Origin of the sequence: Providencia sp. PROV269 (genome assembly GCF_028477785.1) — a bacterium.
Lineage (GTDB): Bacteria > Pseudomonadota > Gammaproteobacteria > Enterobacterales > Enterobacteriaceae > Providencia > Providencia rettgeri.
In genome coordinates, this window is record NZ_JAMPLV010000005.1 from 370,652 (window position 1) to 389,461 (window position 18,810).

An 18,810-nucleotide genomic window follows, 5' to 3' on the forward strand; every position below is an offset into this window, starting at 1 on the left:
AAATACTTCATATCAATTTATTTTGAGTAAAATTCGCCATAGACACAAGTTTTTATCCCTATTTTTAGATTATTTGTGTAGTCACTATATATAGGAATCATTATGCCTTTTAATAAATTTCACTCTGCAAGTATTGCACAACCTCTGCCCGGCAGAGCAACTGCTATGACCTACTCACCATATCATGCGCTTAACCATCATTCGATTGAGATTATTCCTAAGAATATGGAAGTTGCGTATTTTGCCATGGGCTGTTTTTGGGGAGTTGAACGATTATTTTGGCAGCAAGCTGGGGTTTATTCAACTTCTGCGGGGTATTGTGGTGGTGTGACCCCTAACCCAACCTACGAAGAAGTTTGCTCAGGACGAACTGGCCACGCGGAAGCAGTACGGGTTGTTTTTGATCCGCAAGTTATCAGTTACTCCCAATTATTGACGTTATTTTGGGAAAACCATGACCCAGCACAAGGCATGCGCCAAGGGAACGATATGGGCAGCCAATATCGCTCTGCCATTTATACTGTGTCAGACGAACAAGATAAGCAAGCGATGGACACACTGCAAGCTTACCAAAATGCAATGAAAGCGCAGCATGACACTCGTGTAATCACGACCGAAATAGCGCCATTAGACACTTTCTATTTTGCCGAAGATTACCACCAGCAGTACTTACACAAAAACCCGAATGGATATTGCGGATTAGGAGGAATTGGTATCTGTTTACCACCCTCGTTAAACAATTAAATCAATAAGTTATTACAGTGAGTTCATCTTCCCAACCATTCAAGCTGCTTTTCAATATGACTTAAAGCAGCCTGAATGATGATGAATATCTAGGCAGATAAATCACCTCAGTGCTATACTAATGCAACATATCAACAATTTGCGCATATCGCGCAATATATATTTGCATACTCAATATATTTAAATACACGAGACTATGCCTTCAGAGATTTTTGAATTTTATGGATTCTTCCTTTGATTGGCTGGATAACTTATGCTCAACAGTTTATTAATTGTTCTATTATTATGTGCAATCAGCGCATTCTTTTCTTTGTCAGAAATTTCTCTGGCGGCTTCCCGCCGCATTAAACTTAAACTTATGGCCGATGAAGGCAACATTAATGCGGCTCGCGTGCTTAAATTACAAGAAATGCCGGGAATGTTTTTTACCGTCGTTCAAATTGGTTTAAATGCCGTTGCTATCCTTGCCGGTATTGTGGGAGAGTCTGCTTTTTCTCCAGCTTTGTACGATATCTTTATTCAATTTTTATCGCCAAGCTGGGCTCAGCAAGTTTCATCAGTACTGTCGTTCACCATTGTGACGAGCTTGTTTATTTTAGTGGCAGATTTAACACCTAAACGTATCGGTATGGTAAAACCTGAAGCCATTGCGATTCGCATTGTGAATCCAATGCGCTTCTGTTTAGTGGTACTGGGCCCATTCGTCTGGTTTTTTAATGGCCTTGCGAACCTCTTTTTTAAGTTATTCAAATTACCGACGTCACGTAATGAAGATATCACTTCTGATGATATTTTTGCGGTCGTTGAAGCGGGTGCTGTAGCGGGTGTATTACGTAAGCAAGAACACGAATTAATTGAGAATGTGTTTGAGCTGGAATCACGTACTGTGCCATCAGCCATGACCCCACGTGAGAGCATTATTTATTTTGACAAAGATGAGTCAGAAGACAGTATCAAACATAAAATTTCAACCCAACCCCATTCTAAGTTCCTAGTGTGTGCAGGGGATATCGATCATGTTATCGGTTATGTTGATTCAAAAGAATTACTTAATCGCGTGCTCAATGGGCAGAGCTTAAGTTTAAAAGATGGTGCTCACATTAGAAATACGCTAATGATCCCTGACACTCTCTCATTATCAGATACCTTAGAAGCATTTAAAACAAACGCCGTCGATTTTGCTGTTATTCTTAACGAATATGCATTAGTCATGGGTATCATTACCATCAATGATGTAATGATCACTTTAATGGGAGACTTAATTGGTCCAGGACAAGAAGAGCAAATCGTGGTACGTGATGAGAATTCTTGGTTAGTTGAAGGTGGAACACCGATCGAAGATGTGATGCGCATTTTGGATATTGATGATTTCCCTGACTTTAGCAACTATGAAACCATCGCAGGGTTTATGATGTACCGGTTAAGAAGAATGCCAAAGCGGACAGATTATGTGAAATATGCGGGATACAAATTTGAAGTTGTCGATATTGATAATTACAAAATTGACCAATTACTCGTAACTCGTCTTACTACGGTGCCATCACCTGTCGTTGTACAGCCCGGAAAAAATACTATTGAAACGGCTGACGCAAAACAACAAACAAAAGATACTGAACATTAGTGCTTGATGGCGAAGCCGTTTCTTTCAATGCGCCACCCATGTGGCGCGTTGTTAACCAAAACATTCTTGATTAACCTACCCCATTTCTGCCTGCAATAATGAAACCTGTTTGTTGACCTCACTCATCACATTGTAATGGCGCTTATCACTAATTTTAGGTGGTAGAATTTTCCCATAGTTAAACTCAAATGCCCCAAAATCCTTAATATAGAGCCGGCCACGGAATAGCGTTTTGACGTAAAGAGCAATCTTTGATGGGTTATAACGGTTAAAAATTTTCATTAGAACTTTGCCTCCCCTTTGTTCTTACGATATTCAATAACTCATACCGTACAATAATCATAGACCAGAAATTTTCACTTTGGTTCTAAAATTGCAGTTTTATTCAATTTACTGACATAACATGACACTGTAAACTAACTGTTAAAACCCTATAAACATTATTTTTATTCTGAATTTTAAAAAAATGTTAAATTACCTCTTGCAACTCATCCGATGAGCTATGCTATAAATAGTAGTAATCAGACAAACCGTTAGGCTCACATGACAAAATAATCAATCAAGGGGCTGTTATGATAAGAAATTATTTACTTTTAATATGCTTGCTAGGGGCATCAGCGATAGCTTCTGCTGCAAATATTCAATTAAACCAATCTGTTCCTACCATTTCTGTCACCGACAAAGGTGAGCTTGTCATAAATAATGAAGGGAAGTTGGATTATCAACCGTGGAAAAGCCAACAGCTCGTTGGAAAAGTACGGACAATTCAACATATTGCTGGCCGTTCTTCCGCAAAAGAGCTCAATGCCCCTTTAGTTGAAGCCATCAAACAAGCCAAATTCCCGCATGATACCTATCAAACAACAACAATCATTAATACTGATGATGCAATGTTCGGTACGGGTGTATTTGTTAAAAATAGTGTTGAAGATAGCAAAAAAGAGTTCCCTTATTCACAATTTATTGTTGATAGCGAGGGTACGGTGAAGAGTGCATGGGGTTTGAAACCAGAAAGTTCAGCAATTATCGTATTGGATAATCAAGGAAAGGTGTTGTTTTTCAAAGATGGTGAATTAAATCCCCAAGAAATTCAAAAAGTCATTAGTTTGTTAAGCTCATCACTAAACCAATAAGGTCAAACTTTTACTATTATGTAGTGTGCGTAATTTCGCACACTACACCTACAATTCAGTCTATCTCTATTACGTCAAAAATAGTGAGTTATGCTAAAATACCCTTACATTAAACATGCATAATTATGATTGTTTTTTTCATAAATAATCATGACTAATGTGCGCATTATCACGCTTTAGTTTCATTCCAATACACTTTGGCGCAAAACCCGCCATTAGTGCCATGAGTAAAAATAACCTGCAAATGATGCAATTGCGCAATCCGCTTAACAATAGAGAGTCCTAAACCACTCCCTGTCTTTTCTTGTCCTGGTGGACGATAAAAACGCTCACCTAGACGCTGTAAAACTTCAGGTGTCACACCATTACCATCATCTTGAATTTCAAGGTGGTCAGCATACAAAATGATCTCTACTCGCCCAGCTATTTTTCCATAACGTATTGCATTATTGAGTAAATTTCTCAGCAACGCATTGAGTAGTAATGGCTGACCTTGAAAATCAGGGGGACGACTTATTAAGGTGTTTATTATCGTTGTTTGCTGCTCTTGAGCTTCGGGTTCAACATCCTTTATTGCTGTTTCAATTAATATGGGCCAAGATACCGCCGTAATATCATCAAGTTGCGAGGATGACTCTAACCGAGACAACATGAGTAGTTGGTCAACAAGCCTTGTTGCCCTATCAATACCTTCCGATAAATTAGCTACTGCATGATTACGGATATCTGTATTATTCCCCGCAATTTGTACCACTTCCGCCTGTACTCTTAACGCTGCGAGTGGGCTACGTAATTCATGAGCGGCATCCGATGTAAATTGTCGCTCGCGAGCAAACATGTCATTAATACGGCCAAATAGCACATTCATGGAGTCAATAATGGGTCTTACTTCGCTGGGGATGCGCGTTACTTGTACTGGGGCTAATTCATCTGGCTTTCGGTGATATAGCTGCTTTGCTACATCCTTCAATGGACGTAAAGCACGTGTGAGCAGCCATAAAAATAGCAATAACATAATTGGCAAAGCCATCAACCAAGGCATAAATTGTGCAACCATAATATCGGTCGCCATTTCTTGCCGGTACTCCCACTCTTGACCTACTGCAATAACATATTGGCCATCCTGAGATTTTAACCACACCAAACGCCAAGGGTCGTCACTTCCTTGGAGCATCCCATCGGTAAACCCTTCTCGCTTAAATTGGTAGACAATATCTCTACCGTTATCACCGTCGTTTAATACCATTTCGCCATTCTGTGAAAAGATAGCAAATGCCAATGCATCGTCATCCTGATGGCCACGGTTCTTGCGCAATAATTTTTTGGTTTTAGTCAGGGAAGGCCGGCTCAATTCAAAGTCTGATGGTAAAACAGATAGCCGTTTAGCAAACGCCATTTGCTGGGTATCAAATAGCTCATTAATCGTTTTATAGCTTTGGTACCACGCTAACGAACTGGCGATCCCCCATGTCAGCAAAGCCAACAGGAGCAGCATTAAAGTGAGTTTCAGCCTAAGACTAAATGTCTTCATCATTTCTCATCACCTAATCGATAGCCAACACCATGAATGGTTCGAATAAACTTATTACCTAATTTACGCCTTAAATGGTGGATATGTACCTCAACAGAATTGCTAGAGACCTCTTCATCCCAGTTATACAATTTTTCTTCAATTAAAGGACGAGAGAAAACTTTATTTGGGTTATGCATAAATAAAGATAGTAAGGCAAACTCTTTACCCTTTAGCTGTACAGGTTCGCCTTGCTGTGTCACTGTCATTGCAATCGGGTCCATTTCAACATCACCATGTGTAAGCTTAGACGACAATTGCCCACTTCGACGACGGATCAACGCTTGTAAACGTGCCATAACCTCCATTAAAGCGAAAGGTTTACAAAGATAATCATCAGCCCCTTGTTGTAACCCTTGAACACGTTGATCCAGTGCATCTCGTGCCGTCAAAATCAAGACAGGTTCATCACGCCCCTCCTTGCGCCAATATTTTAAAATATCCATGCCATCAATATTTGGTAATGAAAGATCGAGTACAACAGCATCATAGGGTGCATCAAATAAAGCGATTTGCCCTTGTTTACCATCCATAAACCAATCAACCGTAAACCCTAGCTGTGTTAATCCCACTTTTAGACCATCACCAATTAGCCTGTCATCTTCAATTAATAGAATACGCATAATATCCTCCACCTCAGCATATTATTATATTTATCCCATCAGTCTTGAGATGACTAGCTATAATTAATAAAATTAAAAATATAATTCGTTAATTATGTTTCTTAAGATCCTGTTAAGATTTACTTGGTTTAATACCCTCCATACAAACAACAAGTTCATGTCCATTTGGAGATACTGATGATGAAAAAATTACCTGTAATCGCTTTAGTTGCTGCACTCGCAAGTGCCCCTGTTTTCGCTGCAAATGGTGGATTTGATGGCCCAGGTGCAGCCATAAATACAACGACTCAAACGACTCAAACGGGTGGTTTCATCGGCCCAAATAGTGGGGAAATGACGGTCGCAAAAGCACTTGATATGTCAGATGATAGCTGGGTTATTTTACGTGGTAATATCGTTAAACAACTCGATAATAAACATTATGAGTTCACTGATGGTACTGGCACCATTAATTTAGAAATCAGTGAAAAGCGTTGGAACGGTATCAACGTAACGCCAAAAGACAAAGTTGAAATTCGCGGTAAAATTGATAAAGACTGGAATTCAAGAGAAGTCGAAGTTAAACAAATCCAAATCATTAAATAATTCACAGCTTTACAATGGGATCTGCTTTAAAGTAGGTCCCATCTAAATCCTATTTCATACAGAAATTAACAGTGTTAAATTAACAAAATCATTTTTGCTTACTAAGGCTGCTTAATGACTGTAAAACTCCCCAACATACGTAATATTCGAGAGAAACTGCTTTCAGACAATTGGTATATTTTAAAAAAATATACTTATGAGTTACAACGACGAGACGGTAGTTGGCAACAACAAGAACGCGAAGTCTATGATAGAGGCAATGGTGCCGTTATTTTGTTATATAACAAAATAAAGAATAGCATTATATTAATTCGCCAATTTCGTATGCCAGTCTATATAAATGGCTATTCTGATTTTCTAATTGAAGCTGCCGCAGGTTTACTCGAAAACGCCTCACCAGAAACACGAATTATTGCTGAAGCCGAAGAAGAAACGGGTTTTAAAGTCGATAAAATTCAAAAAGTTTTTGAAGCCTTTATGAGCCCAGGCTCTGTCACCGAAAAACTCCACTTTTACATCGCTGAATACAGTGATAATAATCGTCAAAACGCGGGTGGTGGACTTAAGGAAGAAGGCGAAGATATTGAAGTTTTAGAGTGGCCTTTCTCTAAAGCCATTGATGCGATTAAAACGGGAGAAATTGTTGATGGTAAAACCATCATGTTGATCCAATACCTCGCCCTAAACGCTATTCTCAAATAGCTAATCCAGCTCTGATAGCTCATAATGATAAAATAAAGTCATAGTGAGCTTTCCTATTTTTTATCAATCATTAAACGAACGATAAAAATAAAAACAATCGTAAAAAGATAATCAACTTTTATTATTTTATTCTTTTATTAAAAAATAAAACCATAATTCCAAGATAAAACATATTTCACTTTGACCTATCCGCTAAAAAACCTTAAATTTAAATAATATTTAATTTTATTTATCATCATTTTAAGAGTCTTATTTTTGTATCCAATTAATATCAAATAATTGTTATACACTACAATCGGTGATTAAGGAGCTAAATAAAATGATACGCTGCGTTCGTATGTGGACAGGAGAAGATGGAAATTCTCTATTTGAAGAAGGCACTCTTGAGCTCAATAATGTCACAGGAGGAGATAGCCAAACCTCCGCCATTGCAGCCAGTGAACTGACCTTCCGTGAAACAGTTTCCGGCGGTTCTTTTGATTGGCATCAAGACCCTGTTCCTCGTTATGTCATTACCCTTTCCGGCACTTTAGAATTCGAAACTAAAGATGGTTCTAAATTTATCATCAATCCTGGTGATATCTTACTTGCGCAAGATAATACAGGAACCGGCCATAAATGGCGGCTTATTGGTGATGAGCCATGGCGTCGTGCTTATGTTGTCTATCAAGAAGGTACCAATCTTAGCTTTACTCCAACAAAAAAATAGAGGCCATCATGAATAAACCGATTGCTGAAAATGTCGATATTGCTCTCATCGGCGCAGGGATCATGAGTGCAACGCTTGGTACATTTCTCAAAGAACTAGAGCCTTCGCTAACGATTGCTGTTTTTGAAAGGCTAAACGACTGTGCCCAAGAAAGCTCCCATCCGTGGAACAATGCGGGAACAGGTCATGCCGCTAACTGTGAGATGAACTATACTCCACCAAACCCAGATGGTACGGTGGATATCAGTAAAGCGCTTGAAGTCAATACGGAGTTCGATCTCTCTCGCCAGCTTTGGTCTTATCTAGTCACCAAAGGTAAAATTAAAGATCCACGTGACTTTATTCACCCATGCCCACATATGAGCTTTGTTTGGGGTGAAGACAATGTAAAATTCTTAAAACAACGCTACCAACAGATGTCTGCTCACCACTGTTACCACAATATGGAATACAGTGATGATCCAAAACAGATCAACGAATGGGCTCCCTTGATCATGGAGGGTCGTGACCCTAAAGAAGCGATTGCGGTTACCCGTGTTAATACTGGTGCTGATGTCGATTACGGTGCACTAACGCATTTATTAATTGCACAATTAAGCGAACAATCCGGTTTTTCAATTCACTATAAACATGAAGTCATCGATGTTAAAAAGACCCCCGATGGCAGATGGAATATTGAAGTTAAAAATCTACTCACGCATGAAAAAACGATCACTTCCGCGAAGTTTGTGTTCGTTGGTGCAGGCGGGCGGGCAATCGAATTACTGCAGAAATCTGGGATCCCTGAAGGAAAAGGGTATGGTGGATTCCCTGTTAGTGGTATCTGGTTGCGTTGTGATAACGAAGAAATTGCTTCTCGCCACCATGCAAAAGTTTATGGTAAAGCAGATAAAGGCTCACCACCAATGTCTGTTCCACACTTGGACACTCGCATTATTGGAGGTAAACGTTCTCTATTATTTGGGCCTTATGCCGGTTTTTCGAGTAAATTCCTTAAGCACGGCTCTTATTTAGACCTGTTTGAATCGGTTAAATTGAATAACATTGAACCAATGCTTGCGGTTGCGAAAGATAACTGGTCACTCGCAGAATACTTAGTAGGCCAAGTTCTGCAAACTTCTGCTCACCAATTTGCCATGTTGCAACAATTCTACCCAGAAGCACAGCATGAGGATTGGAAAGAGGTGGTTGCAGGGCAACGAGTACAAATTATTAAGCCTGACCATGATAAGAAAGGGGTTTTAGAATTTGGTACAGAACTGATTACCAGTGCGGATAAATCATTTACTGTATTGATGGGCGCATCTCCGGGGGCCTCCACTGCGGCATTTATTGCACTAAATGTATTAAAAACCTGTTTTGATGACCAACTCAAAGCCGATGGATGGGAAACACGTTTAAAAGATATCATTCCAACCTATGGGATTGATTTAAAAACGGATGCAAAAGCCTGTTTAGATATTCGTACAGCTACTGCCAAAGTGCTGAAACTAGATAATTAGTTATTAATTAGGTTGGGAAATCACTTCCCAACCTTTACCAATATTTAGAATAAAATGACCCGAAAACCTGGGTTCAAAAAGGATTCTCGCGGTGTGTAGTCTAACGTTTTTCCGTGCCAATCAACGACTTTCGCACCTGCACCAATGGCAACCGCATGACCCGCAGCAGTGTCCCAAATATTCGTAGGCCCAAAACGTGGATAAAGCTGTGCTTTTCCTTCCGCAACCAAACAAAATTTGAGTGAAGAACCAATTTCTACTGTCGTGTGTTCACCCATTTGTTTTAAATAATCCATTAATTCATTGTCTTGATGAGAACGGCTAATAACAATCACCGGAGGCTTAGCATCATTCACATGAATAAGTTGCTTGTGGCCACCTTCTTCCTTCCAGGCTTGATTTCCTTCCGCATAATATAGCAACCCTTTCGCGGGGGCATATACCACCCCCATCGTTGGTACGCCATTCTCAATCAGTGCAATGTTAACCGTAAAATCCCCATTACGATTAATAAATTCTTTCGTTCCATCCAATGGGTCAATCAACCAATAACGTTGCCAATTCTGCCTGGTTGACCACTGTGGAGGGTCTTCTTCAGACAGTTGAGGGATATCAGGGGCAATGCGAGCAAGGCCTGCTGTAATCACATTGTGGGCGGCAATATCAGCCTCGGTCACAGGCGAATTATCACTTTTATGTTCAACCTGTAAAGGTTCTTGCGCATTATAAGTTTCCATAATCGCATAACCCGCTTCTTGAGCTAATTCGCAAATTTGCTGTAGCATATTATTCACCTCTCTGATGACCCTTTATAGCAAGAGTAGCAATTGTGTGAAATTAACGCCATAAAAAAAGCCCCAAAGTCCAAAGACAATGAGGCTTTTTAGCTGTGAACTGAATTAACAGAAATTATAAAATTTCAAGTAATTCAACTTCAAATACTAATGTGCTGAATGGCGGGATTGATGCGCCTGCACCACGCTCACCATAAGCTAATTGATGAGGAATATACAATTCCCATTTAGAACCAACTGGCATCAGAGTCAATGCTTCAATCCAACCAGGAATAACACCACTTACAGGAAATTCTGCTGGCTGACCACGTTGTACTGAGCTATCAAACACAGAGCCATCAATTAAACGCCCTGTGTAATGAACACGTACACGGTCTGAGCGGGATGGGATAGCACCATCACCTTGGTTAATCACTGAAAATTGTAAGCCTGACTCAGTCGTTGAAACACCATCACGTTTTTGGTTTTCATCTAGGAATTTTTGGCCTTCTTCCGCTAATGCTGCCTGACGAGAGACACGGACAGCGTCGGCACGCTCATGCACTTCACGCAATGCTTTGTGCAGAGTTTCAACAGGTACCGATGGCATATTGCCTTCTAAAGCATCAACGAGACCTGCTAGGATTGCATTTGGCACTAAACCTTCTAGCCCTGACTCTAATAATTGCTGCCCAACTTGTAGACCTATGCCATAACTCGCTTGAGCTTCTACCGAATCGAAATTTTGGTTTGCCATGAAAATACCCATATGATTTTGAGAAAAACCAAGAATAGCAGCCTCACCCTTATGGGTAAACCCAAACAATGAATCTAAAGAATAAAACTGATTGATTCCCGACAAATTTATTCAGTGTTCTCTGAAAAATTCAGCTAAACGCTAAAAATGTCTAAAAAGGGTGCTAGTATGCGTATTAATACGGTCTAATTTACTCATTGCCTCATCAAGGAGGAGTGATGTTTAAACTTTCAAAATTTCATCGCTATGGTATTGCACTGCTCGCTCTAATTGTCGTGGTCGCTTTTTTTTGGCCTACAAGTGATAAATCCCCCAGCGATATTGTTCAAAACCAACCGATTGTCATTCCCCCACCCACTACCCCTGAGGTCATGCCTGAATCTACTATTACACCACCAGTACCAGAGCCAGTGCCGACACCTGAAGGTAATTCCCCACTTTTACCTACTGAGCCTGAGATTATTCCAGAACCTATTGAGCCCACACCCAATGAGCCTCCAATAGTGACTTCACCAGAAAAAGCGCCTGAGCCCAAAACCACTCGCCCTTCAACTAGCGAATGGCAAAACTACCGAGTTCAAAAAGGGAAGACTCTCGCACAACTGTTTCGTGATAATAACTTACAAGCCAATGACGCTTTTATTATGGCTCGCGTAGAAGGTGCAGAAAAACCACTGAGTAATTTACGTCAAGGGCAAAAAATTCGATTAAAAGCCAATTCAAAAGGTGAAGTTCAATTATTAGAAACTACCGGTTCTGATGGAAAAACCTATAGCTTTGCGCGATTAAGCGATGGGAGTTATTACAGAACGCCTTAGTATTAGTGCAAAAACGCTTATGAAATAAAAAAAACAGATATCTAAAAAGCAAAAAACACCGGACTTAGCCGGTGTTTTTTATTTGCACCATGGATAACCCAATGATGCATATCATCATTATTGATTACTCAGCAACGATGATAACGTTCAGCTCTGCGAAAACATCGCTGTGTAACTGGAAGTGAACTTCGTGGTCACCAGTAGTACGCAGAACGCCGTTTGGCAGACGAACTTCGCTTTTCGCGATTTGAACGCCAGCCGCAGTAACTGCGTCAGCGATATCACGAGTACCGATTGAACCGAACAGTTTACCTTCGTCACCAGCTTTAGAAGCTAAAGTTACAGAACCCAGTGCAGTAACAGCTGCTGCACGAGCCTGTGCTGCTGCCAGAACGTCAGCTAATTTAGCTTCCAGTTCAGCGCGGCGAGCTTCGAAAAATTCAACGTTTTTCTTAGTTGCAGGAACAGCTTTGCCCTGTGGTACTAAGAAGTTACGAGCATAGCCCGATTTAACGTTAACTTGGTCACCCAGGCTACCTAGGTTAGCTACTTTATCAAGCAGAATAACTTGCATTACCTTATCCTCTATTAGTCGTTAATGGACTGTACCAATTACTGATGACGATCAGTGTATGGTAACAGAGACAGGTAGCGAGCGCGCTTGATAGCACGAGCGAGCTGGCGTTGATATTTTGCACGAGTACCGGTGATACGGCTTGGTACAATTTTACCACTTTCAGTGATATAGTTTTTCAGCGTTGCGATATCTTTATAGTCGATCTCTTGAACGCCTTCCGCTGTGAAACGGCAGAACTTGCGACGACGGAAATAACGTGCCATATGGCTAGTCTCCAGAATCTATCAAATCAATCTGCTCGGCATGGAGGACAATCTTGCTGATCCCATTGCGACCTTGATGGGTACTAATGAAACCGCTTACTGTAATCCAACTGCCGACCGTTATACTGTGAGTATGAGCTTGTAAGGTTTGTCCGCTGGCGATAATGGGCATTCTGCACCATGCTTGCCTTGACAACCCCGCTTCCTGTTGCTCCGAACGATGTTCTAAAACAAACTGGCAGTGAGGAATGCCTGACGGACTCACTTTTCGAATCAATGCTTTACAGACTGTGCCTGTGAGCACCAAACGATTAGTGGTCACTTGCGCAATTACTCTTCAGAATCCCCAGTTTCTTCTACTTCTTCATCCTGATATTCATCAGACATGTCACGGCCACGACGTTCGTCTTTAGCTTTGACCATTGGAGAAGCTTCTGTTACTGCGTGTTTTAAGCGCATAACCATGCTGCGGATAACGGCATCGTTGAAGCGGAAGTTAGTTTCCAGCTCATCAATCGCTTCCTGCGGCGCTTCTACGTTCAGAAGAACATAGTGTGCTTTGTGCAGTTTGTTGATTGGGTAAGCCAGTTGACGGCGGCCCCAGTCTTCCAGACGGTGAATCTGACCTTGTGCGTTAGTGATAACAGCACTGTAACGCTCGATCATGCCCGGAACCTGTTCGCTTTGGTCAGGATGGACCATAAAAACGATTTCGTAATGACGCATTAGTAGTTGCTCCTTACGGATTATTAGCCTCCTGTCTGGGTTAACCGCGGCCCGCGGAGGCAAGGAACTTGTTGAGTGCGGCTAAAAAATTGACGCGTAACTATACCCATCCCTGATATAAAACTCAAGAGATGGATGCAATTTTACGCTAAATATTATTTTTCTACAGAAACGGATAAGCGCTGACGCACGGCTTCAAACAAGCAAACCCCTGTTGCTACAGAGACGTTCAATGATGACACAGAACCTGCCATTGGAATGCTAATTAACTCGTCACAATGCTCACGAGTTAAACGACGCATACCTTCACCTTCAGCTCCCATCACCAGAGCTATCGGGCCCGTTAACTTGCTTTGATATAAATTGTGGTCAGCTTCACCTGCCGTTCCCACAATCCATACATTGTATTCTTGTAGCAAGCGCAATGTCCTTGCTAGATTCGTCACACGAATAAGAGGAATATTTTCTGCCGCACCACAGGCCACTTTTTTCGCAGTTGCATTAAGCTGAGCGGATTTATCTTTAGGAACAATCACAGCATGAACACCTGCCGCATCAGCGCTACGTAAACATGCACCTAAGTTATGTGGGTCTGTCACGCCATCCAATACCAATAAAAATGGCGATGGTGTGCTCTCCAATAAATCAGGCAGGTCACCTTCTTGATATTGTTTACCTGGTAGTACTTTCGCAATGATGCCTTGGTGAACCGCACCTTCAGTTTGGCTATCCATCCATTGACGATTCGCCACTTGAACGACGACACCTAATGCTTCAATTTCATGCACCAACGGCATTAATCGGCGATCTTCACGACCTTTCAGAATATAGACTTCTTTGATGCGTTGCGGTGAACGCTCCAGTAAGGCTTTCACTGCGTGAATGCCATAAATCATTTCGCTCATAAAATTTCTTATTTATATAAATAGTAAAGTGGCGCTAATACGCCACTTTGGTTAATAACGATGGTTCATAACTACAGCAATACCATTATCCCTCTTGTTTTTGGGATTTTTTTGCAACACGCTTAGCTTTTAATTTTGCTGTAATTTTTCTGGTTTTATCAGACGGTTTTTTGCCTTTTCCTTTCCCTTTCGCCTCGGGCTTAGCTTCAGCTTTTTTCCCTTTTTTCTCTGAGCGACGAAATGCAGAATCAGGCTCGAAGTTTTTATCTTTGCTCGCATCCGCTTTTCGACGAGCTGGACGCGTCGCGTTTTTCACTTCTTGCTTCATTTTGTCCCGCGCTGTTTTACCCGGGTTTTTCGCTTTACGAGTAGTTGAAATTAAAGCGAAATCAATGGTGCGCTCATCCATATGCACAGCTTCGACACGAATTTCCACTTCATCACCAAGACGGTAAGTGGTACCTGATGACTCACCAATTAAACGCTGACCGACCGCATCATAACGGTAGTAGTCATTATCCAACGTTGAAATATGCACTAAACCATCAATAAATAAATCATTAAGACGCACAAAGAAACCAAAACCAGTGACGCTTGTGATTAAACCTGTAAAGGTTTGGCCAACTTGGTCTTGCATGAAATCACATTTAAGCCAGTCAGCCACATCACGCGTCGCTTCATCCGCACGGCGCTCAGTCATTGAACAGTGCTCACCAAGCTGTAACATGCTATCCATATCTGAATGCCAGCCACCTGTTTCCGTCCAGCGCTTATCTGAATGACCATGTTCTTTCGCCAGTAAATATTTTATCCCACGATGTAACGTCAGGTCAGGATAACGACGAATTGGTGATGTAAAGTGAGCATACGATTTCAAACCTAAGCCAAAGTGCCCGCGGTTTTCAGGATCATAAATCGCTTGTTTCATCGAACGTAAAATCATGGTTTGCAGTAATTCATGGTCAGGGCGCTCAGCCACTTCATTCATTACCTGCGCATAATCTTTCGGCTCTGGCTTCATTCCACCCGGTAGGGTCAACCCTAATTCACTGAATACTGAGCGTAAATTCATCACGCTTTCTTCTTTAGGACGGTCATGCACACGGTATAAAGCAGGCTCTTCGTTTTTCTCAACAAACCGAGCCGCCGCAATATTAGCCAAAATCATGCACTCTTCAATCAATTTATGTGCATCATTTCGCTCAACCGGTTCGATACTTTCAATACGGCGTTCTGCGTTAAAAATAAATTTCGCTTCTTCGGATTCGAAGGAAATTGCACCACGCTCAATACGTGCAGCATCCAGTGCTTTATATAATTGGTGCAGATGCTCAATATGCGGCACTAAGGCTTTATAATGCTCACGCAGCTCTTCGTCTCCTTCCAAGATTTTCCACACTTTCGTGTAAGTTAACCTTGCATGAGAGCTCATAACCGCTTCATAGAACTTGTATGACGAAAGCTTACCGGATGCCGATACTGTCATTTCACACACCATACACAGGCGGTCAACACCAGGATTCAGTGAGCACAGGCCGTTCGATAAGACTTCCGGGAGCATAGGAACAACTTGAGATGGAAAATATACCGAGTTACCGCGACTACGAGCTTCTGTATCTAGAGCTGTTTGCGGACGGACATAATAGCTGACATCCGCAATCGCCACCCATAAGCGCCAACCACCGCCTTTTTTCGGTGCACAATAAACCGCATCATCAAAGTCGCGGGCATCTTCGCCATCAATGGTCACTAAAGGGAGATCACGTAAATCAACGCGCCCTTTTTTTGCAGACTCAGGGACATTCTCACTCAGGTCCGCAACTTGTTTTTCAACTTGTGGTGGCCATGAATGTGGAATTTCATGGGTACGTAAAGCGATCTCTACCGCCATACCTGTTCCCATTGTTTCGCCTAATACTTCAATGATATTCCCCACCGCTTGCGAGCGACGTTGTGGACGGGTGACTAATTCAACCACCACCACATTTCCCATACGAGCGCCAAGGACGCGATCTTTCGGAATCAAAATATCAAAGCTTAAACGACTATCATCCGGTACGACAAACCCCATACCCGATTCAATAAAATACCGGCCAACAATTTGGTTATTACGCGGTTCTAACACACGAACAACACGAACCTCTGTCCGCCCCTTACGGTCTTGCCCATAAGGTTGCGCTAGAATAACGTCACCATGTAGGGCGCGTTTCATTTCGTCTTGAGATAAATAGTAATCTTCTTTTTTACCCTCAACACGCAGGAAGCCGTAGCCATCACGATGGCCAATCACTTTCCCTTTTAATAAGTCTAAACGCTCCGGTAATGCATAACACTGACGGCGAGTGAAGACTAATTGCCCATCCCGTTCCATGGCTCTTAACCGACGACGCAGTGCCTCTAATTCATCTTCTGTCGATAAATTCAATAATTGTGCGATTTCTTCGCGATTAGCGGGTGCAGTACGCTTCGAGATAAGGTCAAGAATGTATTCTCGACTTGGAATTGGGGACTCGTATTTTTCTGCTTCTCTTTCCTGAAAAGGATCTTGTGACATCGTTACCTCCGTTGTCATCAGAATTCATAACTACCGCAAATGCTAGTCAAGCAGTAGTTGATAGAGCGGGCTGTTATCTTTCACCATGTCCGCCAGCGTGTATTGATCAAGTTCTTGTAAAAACTGCTGTATTGCTTGGTGTAGCACACCTTTTAAACGACACGCAGGTGTAATGTGGCAAAATTCGCCACTACAATTAACAAGAGTCAGGGGCTCTAATGCTCTGACAACGTCCCCTATACGAATTGATTCCGCTGGTTGTCCTAGTGTAATCCCGCCATTTTTGCCACGAGTGGCTTTAATATAACCTAGGTGACTGAGCTGATTAATAATTTTTACCATATGGTTACGCGATACACCGTAAACCTCGGTGACCTCTGTAATACTGGTCATTTTCCCTTCACCTAGGGATGCCAGGTAAATAAGAGCTCGTAACCCATAATCTGTAAAACTAGTCAGTTGCACAATCACCTCAAAATTTTAGCTATAACGCTGTTGGCCGCAAATCATTGGCCTAAAAAATGCGACTCATTTTAAAATTCACGCTTGCTATTTCTAACCCAACACATTCAGTTTTCTGAACAAAATATAGCATGCTAATAAATTATATGTCGTTAAATAAAGTTTAACGTATAACACAAGTCAAATATGCACTTAATTGCACATAATTTGCACACAAAAGTGACTTGATTCAATCATTATGGGGAATTTTGACTGTTTTATCAAAGAAGCTGCATAGTGGAAGGAGGTAAAGCAGTAAAAAACTGCGCCTGTATTAGGCGCAGTCAGTGTTATTACTCAACGTCAAATGGATCACGCAGGATCATGGTTTCTGAACGATCTGGACCGGTTGAAATAATATCAACTGGAATACCCGTTAGTTCTTCAACGCGTTTGATGTAATTCAGAGCTGCTTGTGGCAGTAATTCTCTTTGTTTCACACCAAAAGTTGTTTCTTTCCAACCTGGCATTGATTCATAAACTGGCTCTAAGCCATCCCACTCATCAGCAGCTAAAGGCGTTGTTTCAAGCACTTTGCCATCTGGACGACGGTAGCCTACGCAGATTTTGACTTCTTCTAAACCGTCTAAAACATCCAGTTTAGTCATACAGAAGCCTGACAGTGAGTTAATTTGTACCGCACGATTAATCGCAACGATATCTAACCAACCAGTACGGCGTTTACGACCCGTAGTTGCACCAAATTCTTGGCCTTTTTCACGCAGGAACTCACCCACTTCGTCAAACAGCTCAGTTGGGAATGGACCTGCACCAACACGCGTTGAGTAAGCCTTGATGATACCTAATACGTAGTTGACATAGCGAGGGCCTAAACCAGAACCTGTCGCTACACCACCAGCGGTCGTATTTGAAGAGGTTACATAAGGATAAGTACCGTGGTCGATATCTAATAATGTCCCTTGTGCACCTTCAAACATCACTAATTCATTCTTCTGATTTGCTTTATATAGCAGATCAGAAACATCAATTACCATGCCAGTCAGGATATCCGCTACAGCCATAATATCATCTAACGTTTTTTGGTAATCTACAGCAGGTTCTTTATAATAATGAACAAGTTGGAAGTTATGGTATTCAACGATTTCTTTTAATTTTTCTGCAAACGTGGCTTTATCAAACAAATCACCAACGCGTAGACCACGACGTGCAACTTTATCTTCATAAGCAGGACCAATACCACGACCTGTTGTTCCAATCGCTTTGGAACCACGTGCTTTTTCACGCGCATTATCTAATGCGATATGATAAGGCAGGATCAGTGGGCATGCTTCAGAAAGACGTAAACGTTCCCGAACAGGAACACCGCGGTCTTCCAATTCTTTCATCTCTTTCATTAATGCGTCTGGCGCTAAAACAACACCATTAGCAATAATACTGATGACATTTTCACGAAGAATACCGGATGGAATTAAGTGGAGAACGGTTTTTTCACCGTTTACAACAAGAGTATGGCCAGCATTATGGCCGCCCTGATAGCGAACTACGTATTTAGCACGCTCTGTCAGCAAGTCAACGATCTTGCCCTTCCCTTCGTCACCCCATTGGGTGCCCAGTACGACAACGTTCTTACCCATTTTGAAATACACTCGGTTGCTTAAAAATGAATTCTACCATCAAAAATGAACTGTTCCAGTGATATTTTGGCAATACAAAAATTTTTTTCTGGAAAGCAAGTAAAATGGTATTTTTTATTTCTGCCGTAAACTCAAAATGAATGCCATCAGTT

The 18,810-nt window shown here is 41.5% G+C and carries 21 protein-coding genes; 8 read left to right on the forward strand and 13 right to left on the reverse strand.

Annotated features, from left to right (window positions below):
- The first annotated feature begins 102 nt into the window (after positions 1 to 102).
- Positions 103 to 744: a peptide-methionine (S)-S-oxide reductase MsrA gene (gene msrA / locus PR683_RS09710; RefSeq protein ID WP_272519943.1), complete on the forward strand. Its 642-nt coding sequence runs from the start codon at positions 103 to 105 to the stop codon at positions 742 to 744.
- Between the two features lie 253 nt (positions 745 to 997).
- Positions 998 to 2,365, forward strand: a complete 1,368-nt coding sequence (locus tag PR683_RS09715; protein ID WP_109912130.1) for a hemolysin family protein — start codon at positions 998 to 1,000, stop codon at positions 2,363 to 2,365.
- A 75-nt stretch (positions 2,366 to 2,440) separates the two neighbouring features.
- Here the strand turns inward: PR683_RS09715 and PR683_RS09720 are convergent, their stop codons facing one another.
- A complete protein-coding gene (locus tag PR683_RS09720; RefSeq protein WP_109912131.1) occupies positions 2,441 to 2,647 on the reverse strand; it encodes a DUF1107 domain-containing protein in 207 nt (68 codons plus the stop codon).
- Positions 2,648 to 2,937: 290 nt separating this feature from the next.
- On the opposite strand from PR683_RS09720, the gene PR683_RS09725 reads away from it, so the two are divergent.
- Positions 2,938 to 3,498, forward strand: coding sequence for a YtfJ family protein (locus PR683_RS09725; RefSeq protein WP_272519944.1), 561 nt, complete (start codon positions 2,938 to 2,940; stop codon positions 3,496 to 3,498).
- A 169-nt stretch (positions 3,499 to 3,667) separates the two neighbouring features.
- On the opposite strand, the gene qseC is transcribed toward PR683_RS09725, so the two are convergent.
- The gene (gene qseC, locus PR683_RS09730; RefSeq protein ID WP_272519964.1) at positions 3,668 to 5,029 is read right to left on the reverse strand and encodes a quorum sensing histidine kinase QseC; all 1,362 of its coding nucleotides are present in this window, start codon (positions 5,027 to 5,029) and stop codon (positions 3,668 to 3,670) included.
- On the reverse strand, positions 5,029 to 5,691 hold the full coding sequence (gene qseB / locus PR683_RS09735) for a quorum sensing response regulator transcription factor QseB (RefSeq protein ID WP_272519945.1): 663 nt from the start codon (positions 5,689 to 5,691) through the stop codon (positions 5,029 to 5,031). Before qseB ends, qseC begins: the two co-directional genes overlap by 1 nt.
- Positions 5,692 to 5,871: 180 nt before the next feature.
- Here qseB and PR683_RS09740 point away from each other — a divergent pair, with 180 nt between their 5' ends.
- The 4 genes from PR683_RS09740 to mqo all read left to right on the forward strand — a co-directional run bounded on the left by PR683_RS09740 (position 5,872) and on the right by mqo (position 9,189).
- Complete coding sequence (locus PR683_RS09740; RefSeq protein ID WP_042851727.1) at positions 5,872 to 6,276, forward strand: YgiW/YdeI family stress tolerance OB fold protein; 405 nt, start codon at positions 5,872 to 5,874, stop codon at positions 6,274 to 6,276.
- 114 nt (positions 6,277 to 6,390) lie between these two features.
- Complete coding sequence (gene nudK / locus PR683_RS09745; protein WP_004907428.1) at positions 6,391 to 6,978, forward strand: GDP-mannose pyrophosphatase NudK; 588 nt, start codon at positions 6,391 to 6,393, stop codon at positions 6,976 to 6,978.
- A gap of 319 nt (positions 6,979 to 7,297) precedes the next feature.
- Positions 7,298 to 7,687 (forward strand): cupin domain-containing protein, encoded by a 390-nt coding sequence (locus PR683_RS09750; protein WP_004907427.1) that lies wholly within the window; start codon positions 7,298 to 7,300, stop codon positions 7,685 to 7,687.
- Between the two features lie 8 nt (positions 7,688 to 7,695).
- Positions 7,696 to 9,189: a malate dehydrogenase (quinone) gene (gene mqo, locus PR683_RS09755; RefSeq protein WP_110731583.1), complete on the forward strand. Its 1,494-nt coding sequence runs from the start codon at positions 7,696 to 7,698 to the stop codon at positions 9,187 to 9,189.
- A gap of 44 nt (positions 9,190 to 9,233) precedes the next feature.
- Here mqo and cysQ read toward each other — a convergent pair whose 3' ends face one another.
- Positions 9,234 to 9,974 (reverse strand): 3'(2'),5'-bisphosphate nucleotidase CysQ, encoded by a 741-nt coding sequence (gene cysQ / locus PR683_RS09760; RefSeq protein ID WP_004907423.1) that lies wholly within the window; start codon positions 9,972 to 9,974, stop codon positions 9,234 to 9,236.
- 124 nt (positions 9,975 to 10,098) lie between these two features.
- Entirely contained in the window at positions 10,099 to 10,719 is a 621-nt protein-coding gene (locus PR683_RS09765) for a peptidylprolyl isomerase (RefSeq protein WP_004907421.1), read from the reverse strand.
- A 218-nt stretch (positions 10,720 to 10,937) separates the two neighbouring features.
- On the opposite strand from PR683_RS09765, the gene PR683_RS09770 reads away from it, so the two are divergent.
- Positions 10,938 to 11,537: a LysM-like peptidoglycan-binding domain-containing protein gene (locus PR683_RS09770; protein ID WP_109912135.1), complete on the forward strand. Its 600-nt coding sequence runs from the start codon at positions 10,938 to 10,940 to the stop codon at positions 11,535 to 11,537.
- 124 nt (positions 11,538 to 11,661) lie between these two features.
- Here the strand turns inward: PR683_RS09770 and rplI are convergent, their stop codons facing one another.
- From rplI to PR683_RS09810, 8 genes are all read right to left on the reverse strand, one after another.
- Entirely contained in the window at positions 11,662 to 12,111 is a 450-nt protein-coding gene (rplI, locus tag PR683_RS09775) for a 50S ribosomal protein L9 (RefSeq protein ID WP_004907418.1), read from the reverse strand.
- A gap of 38 nt (positions 12,112 to 12,149) precedes the next feature.
- On the reverse strand, positions 12,150 to 12,377 hold the full coding sequence (rpsR, locus tag PR683_RS09780; protein ID WP_000135199.1) for a 30S ribosomal protein S18: 228 nt from the start codon (positions 12,375 to 12,377) through the stop codon (positions 12,150 to 12,152).
- Positions 12,378 to 12,381: 4 nt separating this feature from the next.
- Positions 12,382 to 12,699, reverse strand: coding sequence for a primosomal replication protein N (priB, locus tag PR683_RS09785; RefSeq protein WP_004907414.1), 318 nt, complete (start codon positions 12,697 to 12,699; stop codon positions 12,382 to 12,384).
- Between the two features lie 8 nt (positions 12,700 to 12,707).
- The gene (gene rpsF / locus PR683_RS09790) at positions 12,708 to 13,103 is read right to left on the reverse strand and encodes a 30S ribosomal protein S6 (protein ID WP_004905988.1); all 396 of its coding nucleotides are present in this window, start codon (positions 13,101 to 13,103) and stop codon (positions 12,708 to 12,710) included.
- A 155-nt stretch (positions 13,104 to 13,258) separates the two neighbouring features.
- Positions 13,259 to 14,008 (reverse strand): 23S rRNA (guanosine(2251)-2'-O)-methyltransferase RlmB, encoded by a 750-nt coding sequence (gene rlmB, locus PR683_RS09795; RefSeq protein ID WP_004907412.1) that lies wholly within the window; start codon positions 14,006 to 14,008, stop codon positions 13,259 to 13,261.
- Positions 14,009 to 14,093: 85 nt separating this feature from the next.
- Positions 14,094 to 16,562: a ribonuclease R gene (gene rnr, locus PR683_RS09800; RefSeq protein WP_196719593.1), complete on the reverse strand. Its 2,469-nt coding sequence runs from the start codon at positions 16,560 to 16,562 to the stop codon at positions 14,094 to 14,096.
- A 42-nt stretch (positions 16,563 to 16,604) separates the two neighbouring features.
- Positions 16,605 to 17,027, reverse strand: a complete 423-nt coding sequence (gene nsrR / locus PR683_RS09805; protein WP_004907407.1) for a nitric oxide-sensing transcriptional repressor NsrR — start codon at positions 17,025 to 17,027, stop codon at positions 16,605 to 16,607.
- A 329-nt stretch (positions 17,028 to 17,356) separates the two neighbouring features.
- Positions 17,357 to 18,658, reverse strand: coding sequence for an adenylosuccinate synthase (locus PR683_RS09810; protein ID WP_004907406.1), 1,302 nt, complete (start codon positions 18,656 to 18,658; stop codon positions 17,357 to 17,359).
- Positions 18,659 to 18,810: the final 152 nt, after the last annotated feature.

Bases quoted from the DNA above. Each gene is read 5' to 3' on its own strand.
- rplI (WP_004907418.1), bottom strand. From the start codon at position 12,111: ATGCAAGTTATTCTGCTTGATAAAGTAGCTAACCTAGGTAGCCTGGGT.
- PR683_RS09810 (WP_004907406.1), bottom strand. From the start codon at position 18,658: ATGGGTAAGAACGTTGTCGTACTGGGCACCCAATGGGGTGACGAAGGG.
- PR683_RS09765 (WP_004907421.1), bottom strand. From the start codon at position 10,719: ATGGCAAACCAAAATTTCGATTCGGTAGAAGCTCAAGCGAGTTATGGC.
- qseB (WP_272519945.1), bottom strand. From the start codon at position 5,691: ATGCGTATTCTATTAATTGAAGATGACAGGCTAATTGGTGATGGTCTA.
- PR683_RS09720 (WP_109912131.1), bottom strand. From the start codon at position 2,647: ATGAAAATTTTTAACCGTTATAACCCATCAAAGATTGCTCTTTACGTC.
- nudK (WP_004907428.1), top strand. From the start codon at position 6,391: ATGACTGTAAAACTCCCCAACATACGTAATATTCGAGAGAAACTGCTT.
- mqo (WP_110731583.1), top strand. From the start codon at position 7,696: ATGAATAAACCGATTGCTGAAAATGTCGATATTGCTCTCATCGGCGCA.
- PR683_RS09725 (WP_272519944.1), top strand. From the start codon at position 2,938: ATGATAAGAAATTATTTACTTTTAATATGCTTGCTAGGGGCATCAGCG.
- PR683_RS09715 (WP_109912130.1), top strand. From the start codon at position 998: ATGCTCAACAGTTTATTAATTGTTCTATTATTATGTGCAATCAGCGCA.
- PR683_RS09750 (WP_004907427.1), top strand. From the start codon at position 7,298: ATGATACGCTGCGTTCGTATGTGGACAGGAGAAGATGGAAATTCTCTA.
- rpsF (WP_004905988.1), bottom strand. From the start codon at position 13,103: ATGCGTCATTACGAAATCGTTTTTATGGTCCATCCTGACCAAAGCGAA.
- rnr (WP_196719593.1), bottom strand. From the start codon at position 16,562: ATGTCACAAGATCCTTTTCAGGAAAGAGAAGCAGAAAAATACGAGTCC.
- rpsR (WP_000135199.1), bottom strand. From the start codon at position 12,377: ATGGCACGTTATTTCCGTCGTCGCAAGTTCTGCCGTTTCACAGCGGAA.
- rlmB (WP_004907412.1), bottom strand. From the start codon at position 14,008: ATGAGCGAAATGATTTATGGCATTCACGCAGTGAAAGCCTTACTGGAG.
- PR683_RS09770 (WP_109912135.1), top strand. From the start codon at position 10,938: ATGTTTAAACTTTCAAAATTTCATCGCTATGGTATTGCACTGCTCGCT.
- qseC (WP_272519964.1), bottom strand. From the start codon at position 5,029: ATGAAGACATTTAGTCTTAGGCTGAAACTCACTTTAATGCTGCTCCTG.
- PR683_RS09740 (WP_042851727.1), top strand. From the start codon at position 5,872: ATGAAAAAATTACCTGTAATCGCTTTAGTTGCTGCACTCGCAAGTGCC.
- cysQ (WP_004907423.1), bottom strand. From the start codon at position 9,974: ATGCTACAGCAAATTTGCGAATTAGCTCAAGAAGCGGGTTATGCGATT.
- msrA (WP_272519943.1), top strand. From the start codon at position 103: ATGCCTTTTAATAAATTTCACTCTGCAAGTATTGCACAACCTCTGCCC.